The sequence below is a fragment of the Nocardia brasiliensis ATCC 700358 genome, assembly GCF_000250675.2.
Classification (GTDB): Bacteria; Actinomycetota; Actinomycetes; order Mycobacteriales; family Mycobacteriaceae; genus Nocardia; species Nocardia brasiliensis_B.
The window spans coordinates 2,515,824-2,539,085 of the sequence record NC_018681.1; the positions used below are offsets into that span (position 1 = coordinate 2,515,824).

Genomic DNA, 23,262 nt, shown 5'->3' on the forward strand with positions numbered 1-23,262 from the left:
GTTACCCCGCTTTCGCGAATCGGTCGGTGGCTTCGACCAGGTGGTGCGTGATGCCTGGTTCGTTCGCCGCGTGGCCCGCGTCGTCCACGATGTGCAGCTCCGAGTTCGGCAGCGCCTTGTGCAGATCCCACGCGCTCACCGCGGGGCAGACGATGTCGTGGCGCCCCTGCACGATGACCGTCGGGATATGGGAAATGGTACCGGCGTCACGGAGTAACTGGCCCTCTTCGAGGAACCCGCGGTGCTGGAAGTAGTGGTTCTCGATCCGGGCGAACGCCAGCGCGAACCGCGGCTCGGCGGTTTCGGCGACCCGATCCGGTTGCGGCAGGAGCGCACTCGTCGCGCCCTCCCAGGTGGACCAGGCGATCGCGGCCGCGAGCGCGACCTGTTCGTCCGGGGAGTGCAGCAGCCGGTGATAGACGGCGACGAGGTCGTCGCCGCGTTCGGCCTCCGGCACCGGCGCGAGGAACTTCTCCCACTCGTCGGGGTACACGTAGCCCGCGGCGCCGTTGTAGTACCAGTCGATTTCCTTGCGGCGCAACAGGAATATGCCGCGCAGCACCAGTTCGGTGACTCGCTCCGGATGGGTCTGGGCGTAGGCCAGCGCGAGCGTCGAACCCCACGAACCCCCGAACACCTGCCAGCGGTCGATGCCGAGATGCGTACGCAGCGCCTCCAGGTCGGCGATCAGGTGCTGGGTGGTGTTGGTCGCCAGGCTCGCGTTGTCGGCGAGGTGCGGGGTGGACTGTCCGCAACCGCGCTGATCGAGCAGCACGATCCGGTAGGCCGCCGGGTCGAAGAACTGCCGCTGATACGGCGAGGTGCCGCCGCCGGGCCCGCCGTGCAGGAACACCACCGGCTTGCCGTCGGGGTTGCCGCTGACCTCCCAGTAGACCGCCTGGCCGTCGCCGACGTCGAGTAGCCCGGTGTCGTACGGCTCGATCTCGGGGTACAGCGTGCGCAGCGTGCTGCCCGCCATCAGAACGCCAGCCCGGAGGCCAGGTCGGTCAGCTCCAGCGCCTCGATCGCCTGCTTGTGCACGTCCGCGCAGTTCTTGGTGGTGATCCGGTCGATCACCGGCTTGTCGGCCAGCACCGCGCCGTTGATGCCGCCGTTGCGCAGCGCCCACTCGTGCACCATCGCGTTGAGGCCGATCCGGCCGAGCGTCGGGCCCTGCACGCGCCAGTTCGACAGCTCCGGGCGGATCATGTCGCACAGCTGGGACGCGGCGGCGTCGGAGATCTCCGGGGTGCCCGGCTTAGGGGCGGTGCTGCTCGGCTTGCTGGTCGCCGTCGCGGATCCCGTCGTCGAACCCGAGCTCCCGGTAGGGGCCGGGTTCGACTCGGTTCCGCAGGCGGTCAGTGCTGCGGCGGCGAAAACGCCTGCCAGCAGCAGCGTGCTGCGTGAGATCCAACGGCTGCGCATCAAATACCTCTGCTGTTGTCGGCAATGTCCGCCTCGAGTCTGCCATTGATTCGCCGGCACGGCCCGGACTGCGTTCACCGGAAGCTGGTGCGCAACTCGTCCAGCAGGGCGTCGACCGTGCGGGCGAACGGTGGGGCGGAGACGTCGATGGTGCGCCAGGGGTGCAGCGCGATCAGCGGGGCGAGCCGCTCGGCGAGGGTGATCTCGGTGCGCGAGATAGGGCCGCCGCGCCGCCAGCGCGCGAAGTATTCGGCCCGGTGCGGGGTGCGCAGGATCTTGTGCGACAGGAACGGGTGGGTGATCACCGCATCGGCCCAGTCGAAGAGCAGTCCGGTGCCGGCGAACGCGTTGCCGGGGTGCACGTCGTTGTGTTCGATGCTGAGCCGGTTGTAGTCGCCCAGTTCCGCCGCGGTCTCCGCGATCCGGTCGCCGAGGCCGGGGATGCGCGGCTCGTAGTGCTGGTAGACGGTGACCAGCCGGGCGGGCGGCAGATACGGCGTTCCGGTGGCGCGTAGCTCATCGATGTGCGTCGTGAGCGACTGCTGTAGGTCGGCGTAGGCCCGGACCAGCCCGGTCCATTCGGCGGCGGTGTCCGGGGCGACGTCACCGCCGTGCCTGCTGAGCAACCAGCCGCGATCCGGTTGCACCGCAACGGGTTCCAGCGCGCTGCCCGGACATAGTCGGGCCAGCAGCTCCAGCAGATGGCCCTCGTGCGCGAAGGCGCGGGCATTGGCTTTCGCCCACATCGGGCCCGCGCTGGTCGGGATGCGCACGACCAGCGACCAGGCGCGCCGCCGGGTTTCCACCGGCGCGCCCGTGACGGTGAGCCCGTGCTCGGCGAGGACGCCGAACGCCCAATCGGTCAACGGCTCGATCGACTGTCCGAGCAGTGCGGCGGGCGCCTGCACCACTCGGCCGGTCATCGACACTGCGCTGTTCGTTTCGAGCGAGCTAGAAGCTGTGCTCGGGACCGGGGAAGGTGCCCCGGCGCACCTCGTCCGCGTAATTCGCTGCCGCGGTACGCAATTGGTCACCGATATCGCCGAATCGCTTGACGAACTTGGCGGTCTTGCCGCTGGTGTAGCCCGCCATGTCCTGCCAGACCAGCACCTGGGCGTCGGTGTCCGCGCCGGCGCCGATGCCGACGGTCGGGATGGTCAGCTTGCCGGTGACCTGCGCGGCCAGTTCGGCGGGCACCATCTCCATGACGACCGCGAACGCGCCCGCCTCCTGCACCGCGATGGCGTCGGCGATGAGCTGTTCGGCGCCGTCGCCGCGGCCCTGCACGCGGAACCCGCCGAGGGTGTTGACGCTCTGCGGGGTGAACCCGATATGCGCCATGACCGGGATGCCCGCCGAGGTGATCAGCGCGATCTGCTCGGCGACGCGCTCGCCGCCCTCGAACTTCACCGCGTGCGCCTGACCCTCCTTCATGAACCGGGTCGCGGTGGCCAGGGCCTGCTGCGGCGAGGACTCGTAGGTGCCGAACGGCAGATCGGCCACCACCAGCGCGTGCGGTGCGCCGCGCACCACGCCGCGGACCAGCGGGAGGAGTTCTTCCACGGTGATCGGCACCGTGGTGTCGTAGCCGTAGACGACGTTGGCCGCGGAGTCGCCGACGAGCAGCACGGGAATGCCGGCTTCCTCGAACAGTCGCGCCGAGGAGTAGTCGTAGGCGGTGAGCATGGACCAGCGCTCGCCGTCGGCCTTCATCTGCTGCAGATGATGCACCCGGGTTTTACGCACGGCCTTCTTCGGCTGGCTGGGCGCCGCGCCGTAGGCAGGGGTTTCCGAATCGGATACGGACATCATCGTCCCTTTCGTCGCTGTCTCCTCGGGGCCCGTCCGGGTCCCCGGGTTCGTCTGACAGCTTCAGTGTGCCAGCTGTGACCGGCCCCGATTAAGGCTTCGGCCCGATGCAATTGGTCACATCACACGAGGTTGCGGCCCTGACCGCGGCTCGTCGCGGCCGGGCTGTGCACTGGCGCGCGCCGGGTGCTGCCAGTATCAGAGGATGGCTTTGGTTCGGAGTGGGCGCGGTGCGCTGATCGTGGCGGTGCTGGGGTTGGTGGCGGCGGGGTGTACGACCGCGGGGCATCCGACGGGTCCGATGCCCGACGTGCCCGCCGAATTGGGCAAGTTCTATCACCAGACCGTGCAGTGGGGCGGTTGCGCCGGATTCGGTTCGCCGGAGGACCGGTTCGCGCCGAGCGCGGAGTGCGCGAAGATCACCGTGCCGATCGACTACGCCGCCCCGGACGGGGCGACCGCGCAGATCGCGGTGTCGCGGATCAAGGCCTCCGGCAAGAAGATCGGTTCGCTGCTGATGAATCCCGGCGGGCCGGGGGAGTCGGGGCTGACCATGTCGGGGCTCGGCAACAGGACGCCGCTGGCGCAGCGGTTCGACCGGGTCGGCTTCGATCCGCGCGGGGTGGGCTCGTCGACGCCGTCCATCGTCTGCGAGACCGCGCAGGAGCAGGACGCGGAGCGGGCCGAGGCACAGAAGGACAACACCCCGCAGGGGATCGCCGCGGCCGAGGACGAGAACCGGCAGTATGCGGACCGCTGCACCGCCCGGACCGGCAAGGAGTTCCTGGCGCACGTCGGCACCCGTGAGGTGGTGCAGGACCTCGACGTGCTGCGCGCCGCCCTGGGCGACCCGAAGCTCAGCTACCTGGGCTACTCGTACGGCACCAAGATCGGATCGGCGTATGCGGAGAAGTTCCCGGACCGGGTGCGCGCGCTCGTGCTGGACGGCGCGATCGACTCCTCGCAGGACCCGGTGCAGGAATCGCTACGCCAGGCGGCCGGCTTCCAGAAGGTGTTCGACGCCTATGCCGCGGACTGCGTGAGCAAGGCGGACTGCCCGCTCGGTACCGACAAGGCGCAGGCGGTGCCGCGCTTCCGGGCGCTGGTGGATCCGCTGTGGGACAAATCGGCGCCGACCACCGATCCCCGCGGCCTCAGCTACGGCGACGCGCTCACCGGGGTGCGGCAAGCGCTCTATACGACCGACCTGTGGTCGGTGCTCACCCTCGGGCTGTCCGAACTGCGTGACGGCCGCGGTGACACGCTGCTGCAACTGGCCGATCTGTACGACGGACGCCGCGACGACGGCACCTACAGCAACACCACCGACGCGTTCAATGCCATTCGCTGCGTGGACGATCCGCGGATCAGCGACCGCGGGGTCACCGGCAAGCAGGACATCGAGTACCGCAAGGCCGCGCCGTTCCTCGACGACGGCCGCGGCACCGGCGCGGCGCCGCTGGATCAGTGCACGGTGTGGCCGGTGCCGAACACCAGTGAGCCGCATCGGATCACGGTGACCGGCTTGCCGAAAACGGTGGTCGTCTCGACCACCGAGGACCCGGCGACGCCGTATCAGGCGGGCGTCGACCTCGCGTCCCAGCTGGGCGCGTCGCTGCTGACCTACCAGGGCAGCAGGCATACCATCGCGCTCTCCGGCGGTTCGTCGTGCGTGGATCAGGCGGTGATCGACTACCTCGTCGACCTGAAGGATCCGGCGCCCGGCCTCACCTGCTGAGCGACCCGGCTGCCGGGGAAATCTTTTTCCGGCAACAAGGACGGCACACTCAGCGTGTATGTAACACGGATTTAACGCCGGGTGCTTACGCTCGCGGACATGGATCGCCAGAAGGAATTCGTGCTGCGGACGCTCGAAGAGCGGGATATCCGCTTCGTACGTCTCTGGTTCACCGACGTCTTGGGTTACCTGAAGTCCGTCGCCATCGCTCCCGCCGAGCTGGAGGGCGCGTTCGAGGAGGGGATCGGCTTCGACGGTTCCGCCGTCGAAGGCTTCGCCCGGGTGTCGGAGGCCGATATGGTCGCGCGGCCGGATCCGTCCACGTTCCAGGTGTTGCCGTGGTCGACGAGCAAGGGGCATCAGCACTCGGCTCGCATGTTCTGTGACATCACGATGCCCGACGGTTCACCGTCGTGGGCCGATCCGCGCCACGTGCTGCGCCGCCAGCTGAACAAGGCCGGCGATGTCGGGTTCAGCTGCTACGTGCACCCGGAGATCGAGTTCTTCCTGCTGGAGAACGGCCCGCAGGACGGCTCGCAGCCGATCCCGGCCGATTCCGGCGGCTTCTTCGACCAGGCCGTGCACGATTCGGCGCCGAACTTCCGCCGCCACGCGATCGACGCGCTCGAGTCGATGGGCATCTCGGTGGAGTTCAGCCATCACGAGGGCGCGCCCGGTCAGCAGGAGATCGACCTGCGCTACGCCGACGCGCTGTCCATGGCCGACAACGTGATGACCTTCCGCTACCTGATCAAGGAGGTGGCGATCGACGAGGGCGTGCGCGCGACGTTCATGCCCAAGCCGTTCGCCCAGTACCCCGGTTCGGCGATGCACACGCACATGAGCCTGTTCGAGGGTGAGGCCAACGCCTTCCACGATCCGGACGATCCGATCAACCTGTCCGTCACCGCGCGCGCGTTCATCGCGGGCATCCTCGAGCACGCGCCGGAGATCAGCGCGATCAGCAACCAGTGGGTGAACTCCTACAAGCGGCTCATCCACGGCGGTGAAGCGCCGACCGCCGCGTCCTGGGGCCGGTCCAACCGTTCCGCGCTGGTCCGGGTGCCGATGTACACGCCGAACAAGTCGTCCTCGCGGCGCATCGAGATCCGCAGCCCCGATTCGGCCTGCAACCCGTACCTGACCTTCGCCGTGCTGCTCGCGGCCGGTTTGCGCGGCATCGAGAAGGGCTACACGCTGCCGCCGGAGGCCGAGGACGACGTGTGGTCGCTGACCGCGGCCGAGCGGCGCGCGATGGGCTTCCGGGAATTGCCCGGCACGCTGGACGAGGCGCTGCAGGCGATGGAGCGCTCCGAACTGGTCGCCGAGACGCTCGGCGAGCACGTCTTCGACTTCTTCCTGCGCAACAAGCGCCGGGAGTGGGCCGACTACCGCAGCCAGGTGACGCCGTACGAGCTCAAGGAATACCTCGGACTGTGAATCCGGGCGGGCACCTGCGCCGTTCTGGTACCGAAGATAGGTTCCGCGGTGGCCTGCCGTTAGCCTCGAGCCTGTAATTTGAGTGCTATGGTCCGGCCACCGTCTGCGCGCTCCGCTGTCCCCGGTGTCGGTCGGCTCGGATTACTCGAGCCGTCCGCCGCTGCCACGCTGCGCGAATTGGGCTGGGACAACGTCGAAAGTATCCCCGTGCTGTGGGCGCTGTCGCGCGCGCCCGACGCCGACCTCGCGCTGAACACCCTGCTGAAACTGTACGAGCAGCTCGGAACGGACTGGGCGGCACTGGATTCGGCGATCCGGTCGGAAACCGCGCTACGCGGCAGGTTGTTCGCGCTGATCGGTGCGTCCAGCGCGTTCGCCGATCATCTCGTCGCCGATCCGGCGGCCTGGGAGATCCTGCGGCGCAAGGCTTTGCCCGCCCGCGAAGAGGTGCTGGCGGATCTGCTCGACGTGGTCGATGCGGTGCCCGAAGAAGGGGACAACGCGGGCCCGATGCTTTTCCGGGCGGGGGAGCACGGTCCCGAGGTTGTCGCGTTGCTGCGCAAGCGATACCGCGACCAGCTCATGCTGCTCGCGGCGCTCGACCTCGCCGCGACCGTGGAGAACGAGCCGGTGCTGCCGTATCAGGTGGTCGGCAGGCACCTCACGGACCTGGCCGATGCCGCGCTCACCGCCGCGCTGTCGGTGGCGGTCGCGCGGGTCTGCAAGGACGGTCCGGTGCCGGTGCGCCTTGCCGTGATCGCGATGGGCAAGAGCGGTGCCCGGGAACTGAACTACGTCAGCGATGTCGACGTGGTCTTCGTCGCCGAGCCGGCCGACGCCACCGCCACCCGGCTGGCCGCCGAGATGATGAGCGTCGCCAGCGCGGCCTACTTCGAGGTGGACGCGGCACTGCGACCCGAAGGCAAGGCGGGCGCGCTGGTGCGCACGCTCGATTCGCATCTGGCCTACTACAAGCGCTGGGCACGCACCTGGGAGTTCCAGGCGCTGCTGAAGAACCGGCCGATGACCGGCGACCTGGAACTCGGCGAGCAGTACCGGGCCGCGCTGATGCCGATGGTGTGGAACGCCTCGGAGCGGCCCGACTTCGTCGCCGACGTGCAGGCGATGCGCCGGCGGGTGGAGGATCTGGTGCCCGCCGATCTGCGCGAGCGGGAACTGAAACTCGGGCACGGCAGCCTGCGCGACGTCGAATTCGCGGTCCAGCTCCTGCAATTGGTGCACGGTCGGGTGGACGAGTCGCTGCACGTGCAGGGCACCGTCGAGGCGTTGACCGCGCTGGCCGCGGGGGGGTACGTCGGCCGCGACGACGCGGCCAATCTCACCGCGTCCTACGAGTTCCTGCGGTTGCTCGAACATCGGCTGCAACTGCAGCGGTTGCGGCGCACGCATACGCTGCCGGCCGCCGACGACGAGGAAGGCATGCGCTGGCTGGCGCGCGCCGCGCACATCCGTCCCGACGGCAGGCAGGACGCGGTCGGCGTGCTCGGCACCGAGATCCGCCGGAACGCGGTGCGGGTCAGACGATTACACGCCAAACTGTTCTATCGACCGCTGCTCGAATCGGTGGTCAAGATGGACCCCGACGCGCTGCGGCTCAGCCCCGATGCCGCTATTCGGCAGCTCGCCGCGCTGGGCTACCAGGCGCCCGAACACGCACTCGGGCACCTGAAGGCGCTCACCGGCGGGGTCTCCCGCAAAGGCCGCATCCAGGCGCTGCTGCTGCCGACCTTGCTCGAATGGCTCGGCGAGACACCGAATCCCGACGCGGGCCTGCTCGCCTACCGGCGGGTGTCGGAGGGGCTCGACGACCAGATCTGGTTCCTGCGCGAACTACGCGACGAAGGCGCGATCGCACAGCGGCTGATGATCGTGCTCGGCTCCTCGGAATACCTGCCGGACCTGCTGATCAACGCGCCGGACACGATTCGCATGTACGCCGACGGGCCGGGCGGGCCGTTGCTGCTCAGCCCGCAACCCGAAGACGTCGCGCGCGGCATCATGACCGCCGCGTCCCGCTACGACGACCCGAAACGCGCTGTGGCGGCGGCACGTTCGCTGCGCAGACACGAACTGGCGCGGATCGCCTCGGCCGACCTGCTCGGCATGCTCGACGTGCAACAGGTGTGCCGGGCGCTGTCCTCGGTGTGGGTCGCGGTGCTCGAAGCCGCACTCGCGGCGGTGATCCGGGCCGGTGAGGCGGAACTGGGCACGCCCGCGCCCGCCGATTTCGCGGTGATCGGGATGGGCAGGCTCGGCGGCATGGAACTCGGGTACGGGTCCGACGCGGACGTCCTGTTCGTCTGCGATCCCCGGCCCGGCGAGGACGAGACCAAGGCCGTCAAGTGGGCGATCGGCATCGCCGACAAGGTGCAGCGTCTGCTCGGCGCGCCCAGCACCGACCCGCCGCTGCACGTGGACGCCGGGCTGCGTCCCGAGGGCCGCAACGGCGCGCTCGTCCGCACCCTGGCCGCCTACGCCGCGTACTACCAGCAGTGGGCCCAGCCGTGGGAGGTGCAGGCGCTGCTGCGGGCGCACCAGGTCGCGGGGGATCAGCAACTCGGACTGCGTTTCCTGCACATCATCGACAAGGTGCGGTACCCGGAGGGCGGCGTCTCCACCGAGGCGGTGCGCGAGATCCGGCGGATCAAGGCCCGCGTCGACGCCGAACGGCTGCCCCGCGGCGCGAACCCGGCCACGCACACCAAACTCGGCCGCGGCGGGCTCGCGGATATCGAGTGGACCGTGCAGTTGATGCAGCTGCGCTACGCCCACGACGTGCTCGGCCTGCACAACACGTCCACGCTGGAGTCGCTCGACGTGATCGAGCAGACCAAGCTGCTCGACACCGCCGACGTCGAACTGCTCCGGGACGCCTGGCTCACCGCGACGAAGGCCCGCAACGCCCTGGTCCTGGTGCGCGGCAAGCCGACCGACCAACTCCCCGGCCCGGGCCGCCTCCTGTCCGCCGTCGCCCGAGTGGCGGGCTGGCCCAACGACGACGGCAGCGAATTCCTCGACCACTACATGCGGATCACCCGGCGCGCGAAAGCGGTGGTGGAACGCGTCTTCGGCCAATAGACCCGTCGCGGTCGACTGACATCCCGTTTACGGGAGCCGAGAAGTGTTGTCGCTGAACTGGTTTGCGGCTGATCGGAGGACGAGACCGGTTCGCTCGGCGCGCTGCTCGCCCCAGGTGTAGAGGGCGGTCAAGACGGGGACGAGGGTCCGGCCTTCGTCGGTGAGGTCGTATTCGACCTGGGGCGGGACGGTGTCGAAGACGGTGCGGGCGACCAGGCCGTCGGCTTCGAGTTCGCGCAGCTGCTGGACGAGCATCTTCTCGCTGGTGGTGGGCATCAGGCGGCGGAGTTCGCCGTAACGGTGCACGCCCTCCTTCAGGTGGGCGAGGATCACGGGCTTCCATTTGCCGCCGATGAGGTCGACAGTTACCTCCACCGGGCAGTGGTACTGCTTGTCGGGCATCATTTCGCCTCCCCTATGAAGGTCATCGTTTTCGACCGTTTCAAGCCCGGCGTGACGTTGGAGACCATCAATCCGTATCTTCCCGAGGAAGTCGCCAATGTGTGGCGGCTGTGGAAAGCGGGCATCGTGCGGGAGAACTACGCGCGCGCCGACGAACCGGGCGTGGTGATCGTGTTCGAGGTGGACAGCGTCGAAGAGGCGCAGCAGTACGTCGCCGACTTCCCGCTGACCAAGCGGGGTTACCTGGAGTGGACGTATGTTCCGGTGCAGGCGCCGATCCCGTTGGAAGCGCTGATGGACGCGGACGTCGACGTCGCCGAACCCTACGACCGGACCAAGTGAGGCCGCCGCGATGCGCGAAGCCTTCGGTCTCAGCATTCCGCAAACTGTCGAGGACGCGTGCGATCCGCGCCGGATGGCGTTGCTGATCTACGACATGCAGGTCGGTATCGTTTCCCAGCTCCCGGACGGTGACCAGATTGTGCGCGCCTGTGTCCAACTGCGAGAGGCCGCGCGGGCGAACGGTTTTCGGGTCTTCTACACCCGGCACATGTCGCTGCCCATCGCGGCATCCGGTGTGGCGCAACTGCGCACCGCGATGCAGTGGCAGCGGGTGGACGATCCGGCCGGGTTGCGGGCCGGCTTCCCGCAGGGCTCGCCGCAATATCAGCTCGTCCCCGAACTCACGCCGGACGACAACGAGGTGGTCTTCGACAAGGTCACCATGTCCGCCTTCGCGGCGACACCGCTCGATATCGCTTTGCGCGACTGCGGAATCGACACCTTCGCGATCGCGGGTATCGCCCTGGAGGTCGGCATCGAACCCACCATCCGGCACAGCCTCGACCTCGCCTACCTGCCCATCCTCGTCGCCGACGCCTGTGGCGCAGGTCATCCTGCCGCCGCTCAACGTACGCACGCCGCCCTGCAATTCGCGGGCGGCACGCTCGTGAGCGACACCGCCGCCCTCACCGATTTCATGAGCGCTCCGTCCCGATAGTGCCCTTGGTATACAGAGCAGACCGAGCCACCGCCAACGCGCGATAGAAGGGCGACGTGGTGAGCCTGGTGCATCCGGTCGGCGAGAGACATTCAGGCTGCCTGCAGGGCGTAAGGGCGGGTGATGCACACAAAAGCTGCACAGGTGGGGCGCGGTAGCTCCACACGGGGACCTTAGGGTCAGGGTATGCGTGGATGGGTCAAGCGAGGTTTGCTCGGGGCAGGGTGGTGCGCTGCGGCGGCGGGGCTGGCCGGGGTGGTGCTGCACTTGGTGGCCTGGCAGCAGAAGCTGTTGGTGCTGCTGGCGTCGGGGGCAACGTATCTGATGGTCGGGGCGGTGATCGGGCTGGTGTGCTTCGTGATCGCCAAGGGGTGGCGCAGCGCGGGGGTGGCCGCGGTGCTGGTCGGCGTGGTGCTGTGGACGGCGGTGCCGACCTTCGTGCCGGAGGGACGCGCCGCCGCCGGACCCGAGGTGCGGGTGATGCAGTCGAACCTGTTGTTCGGTGGTGCCGACGCGGGCGCGGTAGTGCGAGCCGTCTTGGACAACCGCATCGATGTGCTCACCGTCAACGAACTGACCAACGCCGCGGTCGACCGACTGGCCGCAGCGGGACTCGACGCCGCCCTGCCGCACCGCTACGTCGAGCCGACCGCGGACGGTGGGGGCGGCACCGGGATCTACAGCCGATACCCGTTGCGCGACACCAAGAAATACAGCGGCTTCATCCTGAACCAGGTGTCCGCCACGATGGAACATCCGGACCGCGGACCCGTCGCGGTGTTCGCCTTCCACCCGATCCCGCCGCCGCTCAACTTCGCCGACTGGCTGGCGGAGATGCGCCGCATCCGCGAGATCCTGGACGCCGAGCCCGGTCCGGCGATCGTCGGCGCGGACTTCAACGCCACCCGCGACCACGCCGCCTACCGCGAACTGCTGCACGGACGATTCGAATCCGCCGCAGATCAGGCAGGCGCGGGCCTGCTGCTCACCTTCCCCGACGACAAACAGTGGGGCCCGATCATCGGCATCGACCACGTCCTGCTCGCCGACGCCGAAGCCGAGGAAGTCCGCACCCTCAGCATCCCCCGTTCCGACCACCGAGCCCTGATCGCCCACGTCCGGCTGACATGAGCCGTGCTGGCACGGAGCCCGGCGAGCCGGTCCCTCGGCGCGGTGCGCTCCGTATCCGCACCCTTTCTGGCGCGAGACCCGGTGTGTCGTGCGGCAAGTCGGGGTGCGGGAACCTGGAAGGGGTGCGGGTGCCTGTTCGTGCGGCGGGTGCGGCGGCGTGCGGTTGGGATGCCCGGGAGCCTGGAAGGGGTGCGGGAGCCTGGAAGGGGTGCGGATGTCTGTTCTTGCGGCGGGGTGCGGCGGCGTGCGGTTGGGCGGCTGCACCCTTTCTGGCGTGAGACTCGGTGTGTCGTGCGGCAAGTCGGGGTGCGGGAGCCTGGAAGGGGTGCGGATGTCTGTTCGTGCGGGCGGGGTGCGGCGGCGTGCGGTTGGGATGCCGCACCCCTTCTGGCGCGAGACCCGGTGTGTCGTGCGGCGAGTTGGGGTGCGGGAACCTGGAAGGGGTGCGGGGATGCCCGTTCTTGCCGCGGGGTGCGGCGGCGTGCGGTCGGGGGCCGCAGGCTTTCTCGGGTGGCGCGAGGCGAGGTGCGGGGTCTGAACGGGTGCTGATGCGCGGCCGGAGCGGTGATTCGGCCGCCGCGGGGTTCGGCCGAGATCTGGTGGGGCGCGCGTGCGGCCGACTACGATCGGGGGCACGGCGGGCAAGGGTCTGCCGAGATCTCGGTCCCTCCTGAGCGAGCGGCGCGCGGTGGTTCGGGAGGCGCAGCAATGGGGAAGCAGCGGTGGCGGAACGGCGCGGTGGTGGTGCTCGCGCTGTTCGGGATGGTGTGCGCGGGATGCGGTGTGACCGTGCAGGATCCGGCGGCACCGGAGGCCCCGGCCACCGAGACGGACTGGGGGATCGCCGGTTCCATGACCGCCACGGGTCCGAGCGGTCCGCGGCCCGGTGTGCCGGACGCGCCGCTGACCGCGACGAACGGTGACGGCGGCAGGCTCGATACCCTCGCGCTGAACTCGCTCGCGGACCTGCAGGAATTCTGGACGACGGAGTACCACAAGGACTTTCCGGGCCCGTTCACCCCGGTGCAGAGCTTCTTCTCCTGGTCGGCGCCGGCTCCGAAAGACCAGGTGATCCGCTTCTGCGACGAATCCACGTATCACGTCGTGAACGCCGCCTACTGCGGTCTCGACCACACCATCGGCTGGGACCGCGGGGTTCTGCTGCCGCAGGTCGTCGAGAAGTTCGGCGAGATGGCCGTGGTGATGGTGCTCGCACACGAATACGGGCACGCGATCCAGGGCCAAGCGCGTTTGGCGGGCGTGCGCACCCCGACCCTGGTGCTGGAGCAGCAGGCCGATTGCCTGGCCGGGGTGTTCTTACGCCATGTGGCCGAAGGGAATTCGGCGCATTTCACGGTGAATACCACGGACGGGCTCAACGCGGTGCTCGGCGCGACGGTCGCCTTCCGCGATCAAGGTTTCGGCGATCCGGGCAACGCGCACGGGTCGGCGTTCGAGCGAGTCACCGCGGTGCAGATCGGCTACTCCGACGGCACGAAGGGCTGTAAGGCGTTGACGCCGAAGGAGATCGCGCAGCGCCGCGGTCAGCTGCCGGTTTCCTTCGGCGTGGCCGACGCGCTGTTCCAGCTGCCGGTGAACCGGCAGTCGCTGGAGCGGTTGAGCCGGACGCTGCTCGCGCTCTTCCCCGCGGCCGAGCCGCCGCGGTTCGACTACGCGGGCGCCGGTGGCGATTGCGCGAACATCACTGTGACAGAGCCGGTTTCGTACTGTCCGACGGCGAACCGGATCGGCACCGACGTGCCCGCCCTCACGAAGCTGGGCGCGTCCGCGCGCGGCCAGGAGGAACTGCTTTCGGCGATGGTGCAGGGCGACTACTCCGCCTTCGTCCTCTTCGTCTCCCGCTACACCCTCGCCGTGCAACGCGAACGCGGGCTGTCGCTCACCGGCGCGGAGACGGCGGGACTGCGCACCGCGTGCCTGTCCGGTGTGGTGTCGACGAAATTGAGTGAGCCGGGCGGTGATGTGCGGCTCTCGGCCGACGATCTCGACGAGGCCGTCTCCGAACTGCTGACCGCGGGCCTGGCCGCGAGCGACGTGAACGGAAAGGTCGTGCCGAGCGGGTATCAGCGCGTCGAGGCGTTCCGCACGGGGGTGCTGGACGGCGAGGCGGCGTGCCTGTCGCGGTACCGCTAAACCGGCAGGGACCGCAGCGAAGTCAGCGTGCTGGCCAGTGCGCGTGCGGCCTGCGCGCCCTTGGTCACGAAATGTTCGGTGAAATACGTGACGTGCTCGCTGTGCTCGTGGAAGTGATGCGGGGTGAGCACCACGGAGAACACCGGCACGTCGGTGTCCAACTGCACCCGCATCAGCCCGTCGATCACCGCGGACGCGACGAAATCGTGCCGGTAGATGCCGCCGTCCACGACCAGCGCCGCGGCGACGACCGCCGCGTATTTGCCGGAGCGGGCCAGCCGCTGGGCGTGCAACGGGATCTCGAACGCGCCGGGCACCTCGAAGACGTCGACGGTGGCGGGGTCGTAGCCGAGCTCGGCGTATTCGGCGGTGAAACCTTCGTAGGCCTTGCCGACGATCGAGCTGTGCCAGCCGGCGCGGAGGAAAGCGATGGATCCGGTAGTTCCCATGGCCGGATCTTACTTGCCGGTAACGTGCGCCTCCAGCCAGTCCACTACATTGCCGAGCACCTCGTCCTGCTCGGGTTCGTTGAATATCTCGTGGTAGAGGCCGTCGTAGCGGATCGCGGTGAGGTCTTTCGAGCCCGCGCCCCGCTCGATCAGGTCCGTGCCGGCGGGCGCGGCGATCGCGTCACCGGTGCCGTGCAGTACCAGCAGCGGCACGGTGAGCCGGCCGAGGCGCTGCTTCACCAGGGTTGTCGTGTCCAGGATCTCGACCGCGGTGCGGGCGGGCAGGCTGCCGCGATAGACCAGCGGATCGTTGTCGTAGGCGCGGACCACCGCCGGATCGCGGCTGATCTGCGACGAATCCAGTTTCAGCACACCGAGATTCGGGGCGAGCCGGGTGAGCAGCGGCGCGACGAGGCGCTGCAGCGGGTTGCCGAGCGGAATGACCAATGGCGGAGCCGACAGCACGATGCCCGCGACATCGACCGGCGCGCGGGTGGCCAGGTGCAGCACGATGAGACTGCCCATCGAGTGCCCGATCAGGAAGCGCGGCACGTCCGGGTATTCCCGGCTCGCGATGTCCAGCATCGCCGCCACGTTGTCGGCGGCGCCGTCCATCGAACCGATATTGGCCTTGCTGCCCGCGGACTTGCCGTGGCCGATGTGGTCGAGCGCGTAGACCGCGAATCCGGCGCCCGCAAAGCGCCTGCCGACGTGGGTGTAGCGGCCGGAATGCTCCGCGACGCCGTGCACCAGGACGATCACGCCGCGCGCCGGCGCCTCGGGCAGCCAGGCGCGCCAGGCGATTCCGCTGCCCGTGCCGTCGAACTGCCCGGTCTCGATGCGGATGCCCGCGTCCTCGCCCTCCGGTTCCGCGGTCACGACCGCGCCTCGCCGGTGCTCGGCTCGGTCCTGCTGCGCTCTCTCATGCATCGGCTCCTGATGGGTGCGGGTCGCTGCTCGTCGAGTACGCCAGCTCGGTGATGAGCCGCCGGTTGAACTCGATGAGTCGAGCGTAGTTCACCCGGGAAAGGCGCTCGTCGGTTCCGTGGATCGAGGCCAGATCGCGTTCTTCCAGCACGATGGGGGCGAAGTTGCAGCGGGTCGCGGCCAGGTCGTGATAGTGCCGGGAGTCGGTGGCGCCGGGCACGATGCCGGTGGTGATCACCGTGCCGGGGACGATGGCCTGCGCGATCTCGGCGATGAGGTCGAACGCGGCACCCGGGGCGGCGTTCACCGTCGGCTCCGAGGACACACCTGCCGTTTCGATCCGGACACCGTTGTCGCGCACCACCTTCCGGCAGTGCGCGAGGACCGACGCGACGGTATCGCCGGGCAGGATGCGGAAATTCACGAACGCCTCGGCGTGCTGGGGGAGCACGTTCGATTTCACGCCGCCCCTGATCACGGTGGGCGCGGTGGTGGTGCGCACCAGGGCCTCGGTCTGCGGCCGCCCCGCCATCACGCGGGTGACCAGCGGCGCGACCAGATCGGCGAGGCGCAGCAGTTGCCTGCGCGGCGCGGGCATGACCTTGCGCACCCGGGCGAGCATGTCGGCGGTGACGGGGGTCATCCGCAGCGGCATCGGATGATCCTGGATGCGGCCGACCGCCCGGGCGATCCGCCCGACCGCCGTCTGCCTACCGGGCATGGACGAGTGCCCGCCCAGTTCGGTGACCGAAAACCGTACCGTCGCATAGCCTTTCTCGCCCACCATGATCGTGGCGACCGGCGGTTCGATGCGGTCGGCGACGCCGGTGGTGATCATGCCGCCCTCGTCGAGCAGCAGGTTCGCGAACACGCCTTGCGCACGCAGGTGCTGCGCCATGTGCATCGCGCCCGTATCGCCGAAGACTTCCTCGTCGTGCCCGAAAGCCAGGAAGATGGTGTGCCGCGGGCGGATTCCGGCCGTGAGGGCGGCCTCTACCGCCTCCAGAATGGCGAGCAGCCTGCTCTTGTCGTCGATCGCGCCACGGCCCCAGATGAATTCGCCGTCGACGACGCCGGCGAAGGGCGGATGCGTCCAGCGCTGCGGATCGTCGACCGGCACCACGTCCTGGTGGGCGAGCAGGATCGCCTCGACCTGATCGGGTTCTACCCCCGCCCACCGATAGAGCCTGCTGTGCCCGAACCGCGTCAACTCGAGTTCGGCGTGCACTCGAGGAAAAGATTGCTCGAGGTGTGCGGAGAGCCGGTCGAACGCCGCGTCGTCGATATCGTCCGGATCGTCGGTGGACACGGTGACGCAGCGCAATGCGGCGGCAAGGCGCTCGGCGGTGCGATCGTCGACCGGTTCGGTCATCGGTCGCCGCTGCGGTTCGGCAAATTCATGGACACCGTTGCATTGTTCAACACGCCGGGCCCCAGCGGGATGGTCTTCTCGTTTCGCCACTTCACGATGCCCTCGGTGAGACCGCCCGGCAGGTCGGCCGTGCGCGCACCGGTGAGCATCGGCAACTCGACCCGGGCCTTGGTCACCGTGACCGACGCGAGCGCTGGAGTGTGCGACCAGACGTCGTCGACCACGTCGGTGACCCGCACGCCGATGCGATGACCCGCCGGGATCGGCCAATCCTGGCCGAGCAGGCGGACTTCCGCGGTGCCGTCGCCGACCGGCGCGATACCGCGGGTGATCACGGTGGCCAGGTTGTCCGGAGCGATGTCGTACAGCTCGACCGCGACCGTGGCGGTCGCGGGACCGTCGAGTTGCAGTGTCGCGGTCGGGATTCCGGACAGGTGCTGGGCCTGGGTCAACGGCTCGGAGACCGACCAGAGTTCGCGGTCGGGCCCGGGCACCAGGCCGCGGTCGGTGTAGCTGCCCGGGCGCAGCTCCACCGGCACGCGCGCGGCATCGGCCGGCGGCCAGGCGGTTTCGGCGCGCCAGCGACCGTCGAACTGCCCGACCGTGATCCGCGGACCGGGAATCTCGACATCGCGGCCCGCCACATGCTTGTCGAAGAATGCGAGCAGTTCGGTGTCGAAATGCGGTGTGCCGCATTTCTCGTGACAGGTGCGGTGACCCCATTGCCCGAACCAGGCGCGGTGCGCGCCGGGGCCGAGGCCGTTCCACAGATCGAAAACGCGATAGGCGCGGGTGTTGTAGTCGACGAAACCCTGGCCGAGGAACAACGGAATGGTGTTGCCGCGCAATGGCACGACCAGATCGCGGTCGCGCCAGAATGCGGAATCGCCGTCGTGGTTGCCGGTCTCGGCGAGATATTGCTGATAGCACTGCATCGGCAATTGCGCGGCGGCGGCCTGATATTCGGGCGAATCTTCCGGGCGGCCCGGCGTCGACGCGATCAGCAGATGTTCCAGACCGGCGAAATCGGCTGGGCGCACGCCGCTCTCGGTGACCGGCTTGCCGGAGAACTTCCACGACACACCCTGCATGTACAGGTACGAGTACGGATCGACCACCGGTTCGAAGGAGGCGACGGCGGCGAGTCCCTTCGGCTTCGTCGCCAGACCCATCAAGCCGGTCCAGCCCTCGTACGAGGTGCCGAACATGCCGACCTTGCCGGTAGACCACGGCTGGTTCGCCGACCACTCCACCGCGGTCGCGACATCCGAGCGTTCACCGGGACCGCCGAAGTCGGGGCAGCCCGACGAGCCGCCGAACCCGCGCAGGTCGACGATCACGTAGGTGTAGCCGGCGCGCAGGAACATGTCCGCCTGCAGGTTCTCGGTGGACGGCCCGCCGGTCAACCGCGGTTCGCTCAGATACGCCAGGTGCGCGCGGTAGGGGCTCACGGTGAGGATGACCGGCGTGCGGACATCGTCGGCGAGACCGTCCGGCCGCAGGATGTCCGCGTGCAGGCGAGTGCCGTCGGGGGCGTCGATGAACGCTTGCTTCCACTGGAACGGCACGCCCAACGGCTCCGCCGCGGCGGTCACCGGAATGGCCGGGGCCAGCAGAAGCAGCAGCCCGCACAGGGCACGCAGCAGCACACGTCGTTCGCTCACCATAGGACTATCGAGTGTGCCCGGACGACCGTCCAGACCCCGGAACCGGGGTAGCGGATCAGCGGATCGCCGGACGAATCTCGCCGGTCGTCGCCGACTCGCCGGGCCGACGCCACCCGATGTTCACTGCGACCCGCCAGCATTGGCGTTATGGCGGACGGCGTCGAAGCGGTGGGTGCGGCGCCGATCGATGCGGCCGCAGTGGGGACGATCACGCTCGCGCTGGTGGCCGCGCTGCTGTTCGCCGTGTCGGCAGCGCTGCAGCAGGGCGCCGCGCGCGAAGCCGCGACCGCGGATCCGCAGGGACGGTTCCTGGTGATCGCCGGTATCGCCCGGCGATTGCTCACCGATCGGCGCTGGCTGGCCGGGCAGGGCGCGAACGTGGCGGGGTTCGTCGTGCACGCGGTGGCGCTGCGGCTCGGGGCGATCGCGGTGGTGCAGTCCCTGCTGGTGGTACAACTGCTGTTCGCCTTGCCGTTCGCGGCGGCGCGGCGCAGGCGGCCGCTGCTGCGGCGGGACTGGGCCGGGACGGTTTTCGTGTGCGCCGGGCTGATCCTGCTGGTCGGGCAGAGCGCGGCCGGCCACACCGAGTTGCGGCCCGGCCTGTTGCCCATGGCCGGTGCCGGAGTGTTCCTGGTGATCGTCACGCTGATCGCGCTCTCCCGCCTGACCCGCGCCACCCAGGTGCGTTCGGCGCTGGTCGCCGTCGCGGCGGGGTGCTGTTTCGCCACCACGGCCGTCTTGGTGGTCATCGCCACCACCGCACTTCCGGACCTGAGCTGGGCTCTGCTCGGCATCCCGATCTCCACCGGTCTGGGCGGACTGCTGACGCAGGAGGCCTACGCGCGCGGCTCGCTGCCTACCGCGCTCACCGCGATGACCATCACCGACCCGGTCCTGAGCTATACCGCGGGCGTCACCCTGTTCGCCGCCGTCCACCCTCAGGCGGTGCCCCTGCTGCTCGCGGCCGTGCTGGTGATCACCGGCATCACCCTGCTCGCGAATTCGCCCACCCTGCACGACGAACGAGACCGAGTTGCCGAGGGGTCGGCGAAACAGGCGGTGCCGGAGAGCGTTTGAGCGTGCTGGCGCGAGCCTCCTTGTGACGGGGCGCGAACGACGAGTGCGGCTGTGGGATCAGGCGGCTTCGTAATCGGCGTAGAGGGCGAGCATGCCGGCGACCGTGGCGGACCAGGGGAAGCGTTCCGCGGCACGGCGGGCGGCGCGGCGGCGTTGCGGAGCGGGGACCGTCAGCAGGGCCCGCACGCCTGCCGCGAGGCCGTGCGGGGAGCCGTCGGACACGATGCCGGAACCGACGGCGTCCACGAGTTCACCCGCGGCGCCTTCGTCGGGCACCACCACGGGAGTGCCGCAGGCCAGTGACTCCAGCACGGCGAGCCCGAAAGTCTCGGCGGGGGAGGGGAATATCGCGATGTCGGCGTCCGCGACCAGGCTTGCCATCGCGACGCGATCGGTGAGGTGACCGTGGAAGATCACCGGCAGCCCGGCGGCCAGGCGTTCCAGCCGGTGCCGGAGCGGGCCGTCACCGAGCACGGCCAGTTCGCAGCGCAACCCCGAATCGACCAGCACGCGTACCGCTTCGATGGCGCGTTCGGCGCACTTCTCCTTGGACAGCCTGCTCACCAGCACCAGGCGCACCGATTCACCGGTTGCGCAGGATGTTTCGGCCGCGGGGCGAAAGGTGGTCAGGTCGACGCCGAGTGGGACGCGCCGCACGTTGGTGGCGCCGATGCGAGCGAACTCCGCCGTCGCGAAACTCGAAGTGACCACCACCTTTTCGGCACGCACACAGAGGCGGCGATTGGCCAGGTCGGCCGCCGTAGCCAGGGGGAACCCGGGTGGGACGCGGGTGCGCAGAATGGCGTCGATGCGTTCATGCGAGAACAACACCAGCGGCACCCCGGCACCGCGCGCCCACGGCGCCAGCCACCGCACGCTCAACTTGTCACTGCATTCGAGCACGTCGGGGCGCAACAGGTCGAGAATCGGGCGGGTCCGGCGTGCGGTCAGCACGTGGTAGCCGCCTGCGCCGAACTTCGGGCTGCGCACCGTGATTCGCCGCCCCGACGTCGTCGCCTCGTCCCCGTCGGCCGGGCCCGGCACCACGAGCACCCGCTCGTGCCCGGTCGCCAGATAGCCCCGCCCGATCTCGTCCAAGCAGGTCCGCAAACCGCCCGAGGCCGGCGTGTAGAAGTTCGCGATCTGCACGATGCGCATCAGGAGGCCGCCGCTTCGATCAGTGCGGCGTAGGTGGTGGGGCGCGCGCCCGCGGTGAGGGCGGCGTCGATGGCGCGCAGCGTGGCCGCGCGCAGGCCGGGATGATGCAGGTCGTCGGGGTGCAGGGCGAGGCGGACGAGCCCGCCGTTGCGCGCGTTGCGCTGGGCGAAGGTCTGCAGCATGGCGGCGCCGAAGCGTTCGGACCAGCCGCCGCCGGGCCGGTGCGAGAGGGCGAAGCCACGCTGGCGACGGCCGGTGCGCAGGTCCTTCGCGCCGAAGTGATCGGTGGTGTGCGTGAAACCCGCCGCGCGCAAAGCCTGTTCGGCGGCGGGTGAGGCCAGCCACCCGGGCGGGGTGAAACCCGTTGTGGACAGCCCGGATTCGGCCATCACCGCGAGGGCGTCGCGGAGCTTGGCGGCCGCCTGGCTTTGGTCGAGCGCGGCGAACTCGGCCGCGCCGCGGGCCACCGCACGCCCTAGCGTCCGGCGCGGCCACCCGCCCTCGGGTCCGGCGCGATGCGACCACCCGTGCACCATGATCTCGTCCCCCCGTGCCCGGCGTTCCCGCAGGAAGCCCGCATACTCCGGCTGCCGCGCCAGCGACGCGCCCCGCCACGGCCCGGGTATCACCAGCAGCGATACCGGGATCCCGAACCCGTCGGCATCCGCGCACCAACGCGCCGTCTCCGCCGCACTCGCGGGTGCGACGTCATGGACGCTCACCACCAACCGCGCACACACGCACCGCAAGCTAACACCGGCCGGTTGCCACCAGCTGAACAGCAGCGTGCCGCTGCCCGACGAATCGGCACCTCGCCCGATTCCGGATAACTCGGCGGTCTGTTCGCGCCCGGTGAACGGGTCATTCGGTTTGGCTATGGTGCGGGTGAAGTGTCCGGGGTCGCAAGACAATTCGCCTGGTGTCTCAGGCAGGTCGGCGTATGATCGGGCCAGTGCGAGCGCCCGGGGGAAGAATGAACGAGCCGGTGACCGCGGACTGGGAACAGTTCGTTCAAGCGCTGGCGCAATGTCTGTCCGAACTTCCCTCCCGGGCCACGTTGATCATCGCCGCACCGGGAAATCGGTACGTGCAGTTCATGCAATACGACATCAAATTGTCGGCGGAGCTTGCCGGTAACCACTATCTGGCGCAACCCATTCCGGATGCCGCCGCGGCGGAATTACGGGAACTCGGCTGGAACGAGCCGATGCTGCGGCGCGAAGTCGACAATTGGACCAAGACCATGTTCTGGCCTATTTCGCCGGGCAATCTGGTCGAGTTCGCGCGGTCGGTCGCCATCGGGTTCCGCGACGCGCTCGGCGTGGCGACCCCGGTGGAGTTGCGGGCCATGGGGTGGACCGAGGCCTCCGGTGATCTGGATCTCACCGTGCTGGGGTCGATGGCTCGGCGCGGCTGGAACTGACCCGGCCCTCGCGGGACCGCCGTCGGCGGCGCATCCCGGCACCGGCCCCGGCCGGTAACAAAAGGCTCGCCTCGGCTGCGCGGTCGATGGGTGATCCGGCAGCCCGCCGCACCGGGAATCGACGGCCCGGGACAGGCGTGGCGAAATCGGCGCGACGTGGGCACTATCCTGAGTGACATGGCAGCAGGTAAGCCCACCAAGGAAGCGAAGGCCGCGGCGAAAGCGGCCCGCAAGCAGCAGTCGAAAGAGCGCAGGCAGCAGCTCTGGCAGGCGTTCCAGATGCAGCGCAAGGAAGACAAGCTGCTGCTGCCGCTGATGATCGGCGCCCTGCTCGGCATCACCGCGATCTTCCTGGTGATCGGCCTGATCTTCGGGCTGACCTGGCTGCTCGTCCCGTTCGGCGTGGTGCTGGGCGCGCTGGCCGCGTTCATCATCTTCGGCCGTCGGGTGCAGAAGAGCGTGTACGGCAAGGCGGAGGGGCAGGCGGGCGCCGCGGCCTGGGTGCTGGACAACCTGCAGGGCAAGTGGCGGGTGACCAACGGCATCGCCGCGACCACCCAGCTCGACGCGGTGCACCGGGTGATCGGCCTGCCCGGCGTGGTGCTGGTCGCCGAGGGCTCCCCGCAGCGGGTGAAATCGCTGTTGGCGCAGGAGAAGAAGCGCACCGCCCGGCTCATCGGCGACACCCCGATCTACGACGTCGTCATCGGCAACGACGAGGGACAGGTGCCGCTCAAGGAGTTGCAGCGTTACCTGACCAAGCTGCCCCGCAACATCGACACCAAGCGGATGGACCTGATCGAGGGACGCCTCTCCGCGCTCAGCTCCCGCACCGGGCCGGCCATGCCGAAGGGCCCGATGCCCGCCGGCGCCAAGATGCGTGGCGTGCAGCGCACCATCCGCAGGCGCTGAACTCGAACACCGCGGGCCCGTACCTCCGTCGAGGGGTGCGGGCCTGCGGTGTTTCAAGATCAAGGGGAAGTGGTGGCGG

21 protein-coding genes are annotated in these 23,262 nt (G+C 69.2%); 10 read left to right on the plus strand and 11 right to left on the minus strand.

Translation table 11 applies throughout. The annotated features are described in order from the left end of the window. Position 1 precedes the first annotated feature (1 nt). From pip to panB, 4 genes are all read right to left on the minus strand, one after another. Positions 2-979, minus strand: a complete 978-nt coding sequence (pip, locus tag O3I_RS11285) for a prolyl aminopeptidase (RefSeq protein ID WP_014983039.1) — start codon at positions 977-979, stop codon at positions 2-4. After that, positions 979-1,425: a hypothetical protein gene (locus tag O3I_RS11290; RefSeq protein ID WP_014983040.1), complete on the minus strand. Its 447-nt coding sequence runs from the start codon at positions 1,423-1,425 to the stop codon at positions 979-981. Before O3I_RS11290 ends, pip begins: the two co-directional genes overlap by 1 nt. A gap of 74 nt (positions 1,426-1,499) precedes the next feature. Then, positions 1,500-2,348 carry a hypothetical protein gene (locus O3I_RS11295; protein WP_014983041.1) on the minus strand — a complete coding sequence of 283 codons (849 nt, stop codon included), beginning with the start codon at positions 2,346-2,348 and terminating at the stop codon, positions 1,500-1,502. Between the two features lie 28 nt (positions 2,349-2,376). Then, the gene (gene panB / locus O3I_RS11300) at positions 2,377-3,234 is read right to left on the minus strand and encodes a 3-methyl-2-oxobutanoate hydroxymethyltransferase (protein WP_014983042.1); all 858 of its coding nucleotides are present in this window, start codon (positions 3,232-3,234) and stop codon (positions 2,377-2,379) included. Between the two features lie 205 nt (positions 3,235-3,439). Here panB and O3I_RS11305 point away from each other — a divergent pair, with 205 nt between their 5' ends. The 3 genes from O3I_RS11305 to O3I_RS11315 all read left to right on the plus strand — a co-directional run bounded on the left by O3I_RS11305 (position 3,440) and on the right by O3I_RS11315 (position 9,511). Next, entirely contained in the window at positions 3,440-4,972 is a 1,533-nt protein-coding gene (locus O3I_RS11305) for an alpha/beta hydrolase (RefSeq protein WP_041562558.1), read from the plus strand. Between the two features lie 99 nt (positions 4,973-5,071). Further along, entirely contained in the window at positions 5,072-6,412 is a 1,341-nt protein-coding gene (locus tag O3I_RS11310; RefSeq protein WP_014983044.1) for a glutamine synthetase family protein, read from the plus strand. Positions 6,413-6,499: 87 nt separating this feature from the next. Further along, on the plus strand, positions 6,500-9,511 hold the full coding sequence (locus O3I_RS11315; RefSeq protein WP_014983045.1) for a bifunctional [glutamine synthetase] adenylyltransferase/[glutamine synthetase]-adenylyl-L-tyrosine phosphorylase: 3,012 nt from the start codon (positions 6,500-6,502) through the stop codon (positions 9,509-9,511). 27 nt (positions 9,512-9,538) lie between these two features. On the opposite strand, the gene O3I_RS11320 is transcribed toward O3I_RS11315, so the two are convergent. Beyond that, positions 9,539-9,916, minus strand: coding sequence for a winged helix-turn-helix transcriptional regulator (locus O3I_RS11320; protein ID WP_014983046.1), 378 nt, complete (start codon positions 9,914-9,916; stop codon positions 9,539-9,541). A gap of 12 nt (positions 9,917-9,928) precedes the next feature. Here O3I_RS11320 and O3I_RS11325 point away from each other — a divergent pair, with 12 nt between their 5' ends. The 4 genes from O3I_RS11325 (at position 9,929) to O3I_RS11340 (ending at position 14,198) form a co-directional block, all read left to right on the plus strand. Then, complete coding sequence (locus O3I_RS11325) at positions 9,929-10,255, plus strand: hypothetical protein (protein WP_014983047.1); 327 nt, start codon at positions 9,929-9,931, stop codon at positions 10,253-10,255. A 10-nt stretch (positions 10,256-10,265) separates the two neighbouring features. Further along, the gene (locus tag O3I_RS11330) at positions 10,266-10,913 is read left to right on the plus strand and encodes a cysteine hydrolase family protein (protein ID WP_014983048.1); all 648 of its coding nucleotides are present in this window, start codon (positions 10,266-10,268) and stop codon (positions 10,911-10,913) included. Between the two features lie 186 nt (positions 10,914-11,099). Then, positions 11,100-12,044: an endonuclease/exonuclease/phosphatase family protein gene (locus O3I_RS11335; RefSeq protein ID WP_063632244.1), complete on the plus strand. Its 945-nt coding sequence runs from the start codon at positions 11,100-11,102 to the stop codon at positions 12,042-12,044. A gap of 708 nt (positions 12,045-12,752) precedes the next feature. Further along, on the plus strand, positions 12,753-14,198 hold the full coding sequence (locus O3I_RS11340; protein ID WP_014983050.1) for a metallopeptidase: 1,446 nt from the start codon (positions 12,753-12,755) through the stop codon (positions 14,196-14,198). Here the strand turns inward: O3I_RS11340 and O3I_RS11345 are convergent. The 4 genes from O3I_RS11345 to O3I_RS11360 are packed head-to-tail and all read right to left on the minus strand — an operon-like array spanning position 14,195 to position 18,613. After that, positions 14,195-14,647, minus strand: coding sequence for a 6,7-dimethyl-8-ribityllumazine synthase (locus O3I_RS11345; protein ID WP_014983051.1), 453 nt, complete (start codon positions 14,645-14,647; stop codon positions 14,195-14,197). The two genes, O3I_RS11340 and O3I_RS11345, sit on opposite strands and share 4 nt — an antisense overlap. A 9-nt stretch (positions 14,648-14,656) precedes the next feature. After that, positions 14,657-15,526, minus strand: a complete 870-nt coding sequence (locus tag O3I_RS11350; RefSeq protein ID WP_237748283.1) for an alpha/beta hydrolase — start codon at positions 15,524-15,526, stop codon at positions 14,657-14,659. 43 nt (positions 15,527-15,569) lie between these two features. Beyond that, positions 15,570-16,946, minus strand: coding sequence for a M20/M25/M40 family metallo-hydrolase (locus O3I_RS11355; protein WP_014983053.1), 1,377 nt, complete (start codon positions 16,944-16,946; stop codon positions 15,570-15,572). Beyond that, positions 16,943-18,613 carry a CocE/NonD family hydrolase gene (locus O3I_RS11360; protein WP_014983054.1) on the minus strand — a complete coding sequence of 557 codons (1,671 nt, stop codon included), beginning with the start codon at positions 18,611-18,613 and terminating at the stop codon, positions 16,943-16,945. Before O3I_RS11360 ends, O3I_RS11355 begins: the two co-directional genes overlap by 4 nt. A gap of 147 nt (positions 18,614-18,760) precedes the next feature. Here O3I_RS11360 and O3I_RS11365 point away from each other — a divergent pair, with 147 nt between their 5' ends. Next, positions 18,761-19,690: a DMT family transporter gene (locus O3I_RS11365; RefSeq protein ID WP_014983055.1), complete on the plus strand. Its 930-nt coding sequence runs from the start codon at positions 18,761-18,763 to the stop codon at positions 19,688-19,690. A 57-nt stretch (positions 19,691-19,747) separates the two neighbouring features. Here the strand turns inward: O3I_RS11365 and O3I_RS11370 are convergent, their stop codons facing one another. Next, positions 19,748-20,848, minus strand: coding sequence for a glycosyltransferase (locus O3I_RS11370; RefSeq protein WP_014983056.1), 1,101 nt, complete (start codon positions 20,846-20,848; stop codon positions 19,748-19,750). Beyond that, positions 20,848-21,588, minus strand: coding sequence for a DUF2334 domain-containing protein (locus tag O3I_RS11375; RefSeq protein WP_141692068.1), 741 nt, complete (start codon positions 21,586-21,588; stop codon positions 20,848-20,850). Before O3I_RS11375 ends, O3I_RS11370 begins: the two co-directional genes overlap by 1 nt. Before the next feature lie 233 nt (positions 21,589-21,821). Here O3I_RS11375 and O3I_RS11380 point away from each other — a divergent pair, with 233 nt between their 5' ends. Beyond that, on the plus strand, positions 21,822-22,271 hold the full coding sequence (locus tag O3I_RS11380; RefSeq protein WP_041562560.1) for a TY-Chap domain-containing protein: 450 nt from the start codon (positions 21,822-21,824) through the stop codon (positions 22,269-22,271). A gap of 177 nt (positions 22,272-22,448) precedes the next feature. Then, positions 22,449-23,183 (plus strand): DUF4191 domain-containing protein, encoded by a 735-nt coding sequence (locus O3I_RS11385; RefSeq protein ID WP_029893784.1) that lies wholly within the window; start codon positions 22,449-22,451, stop codon positions 23,181-23,183. Positions 23,184-23,262: the final 79 nt, after the last annotated feature.

What these genes read in the sequence shown, in the direction of transcription:
- O3I_RS11290 (WP_014983040.1), bottom strand. Translation starts at nt 1,425, where the DNA reads ATGCGCAGCCGTTGGATCTCACGCAGCACGCTGCTGCTGGCAGGCGTT.
- O3I_RS11335 (WP_063632244.1), top strand. Translation starts at nt 11,100, where the DNA reads ATGCGTGGATGGGTCAAGCGAGGTTTGCTCGGGGCAGGGTGGTGCGCT.
- O3I_RS11340 (WP_014983050.1), top strand. Translation starts at nt 12,753, where the DNA reads ATGGGGAAGCAGCGGTGGCGGAACGGCGCGGTGGTGGTGCTCGCGCTG.
- O3I_RS11325 (WP_014983047.1), top strand. Translation starts at nt 9,929, where the DNA reads ATGAAGGTCATCGTTTTCGACCGTTTCAAGCCCGGCGTGACGTTGGAG.
- O3I_RS11370 (WP_014983056.1), bottom strand. Translation starts at nt 20,848, where the DNA reads ATGCGCATCGTGCAGATCGCGAACTTCTACACGCCGGCCTCGGGCGGT.
- O3I_RS11380 (WP_041562560.1), top strand. Translation starts at nt 21,822, where the DNA reads ATGAACGAGCCGGTGACCGCGGACTGGGAACAGTTCGTTCAAGCGCTG.
- O3I_RS11320 (WP_014983046.1), bottom strand. Translation starts at nt 9,916, where the DNA reads ATGATGCCCGACAAGCAGTACCACTGCCCGGTGGAGGTAACTGTCGAC.
- O3I_RS11305 (WP_041562558.1), top strand. Translation starts at nt 3,440, where the DNA reads ATGGCTTTGGTTCGGAGTGGGCGCGGTGCGCTGATCGTGGCGGTGCTG.
- O3I_RS11315 (WP_014983045.1), top strand. Translation starts at nt 6,500, where the DNA reads ATGGTCCGGCCACCGTCTGCGCGCTCCGCTGTCCCCGGTGTCGGTCGG.
- O3I_RS11310 (WP_014983044.1), top strand. Translation starts at nt 5,072, where the DNA reads ATGGATCGCCAGAAGGAATTCGTGCTGCGGACGCTCGAAGAGCGGGAT.
- O3I_RS11355 (WP_014983053.1), bottom strand. Translation starts at nt 16,946, where the DNA reads ATGACCGAACCGGTCGACGATCGCACCGCCGAGCGCCTTGCCGCCGCA.
- O3I_RS11345 (WP_014983051.1), bottom strand. Translation starts at nt 14,647, where the DNA reads ATGGGAACTACCGGATCCATCGCTTTCCTCCGCGCCGGCTGGCACAGC.
- O3I_RS11385 (WP_029893784.1), top strand. Translation starts at nt 22,449, where the DNA reads ATGGCAGCAGGTAAGCCCACCAAGGAAGCGAAGGCCGCGGCGAAAGCG.
- O3I_RS11330 (WP_014983048.1), top strand. Translation starts at nt 10,266, where the DNA reads ATGCGCGAAGCCTTCGGTCTCAGCATTCCGCAAACTGTCGAGGACGCG.
- O3I_RS11360 (WP_014983054.1), bottom strand. Translation starts at nt 18,613, where the DNA reads ATGGTGAGCGAACGACGTGTGCTGCTGCGTGCCCTGTGCGGGCTGCTG.
- panB (WP_014983042.1), bottom strand. Translation starts at nt 3,234, where the DNA reads ATGTCCGTATCCGATTCGGAAACCCCTGCCTACGGCGCGGCGCCCAGC.
- pip (WP_014983039.1), bottom strand. Translation starts at nt 979, where the DNA reads ATGGCGGGCAGCACGCTGCGCACGCTGTACCCCGAGATCGAGCCGTAC.
- O3I_RS11295 (WP_014983041.1), bottom strand. Translation starts at nt 2,348, where the DNA reads ATGACCGGCCGAGTGGTGCAGGCGCCCGCCGCACTGCTCGGACAGTCG.
- O3I_RS11365 (WP_014983055.1), top strand. Translation starts at nt 18,761, where the DNA reads ATGGCGGACGGCGTCGAAGCGGTGGGTGCGGCGCCGATCGATGCGGCC.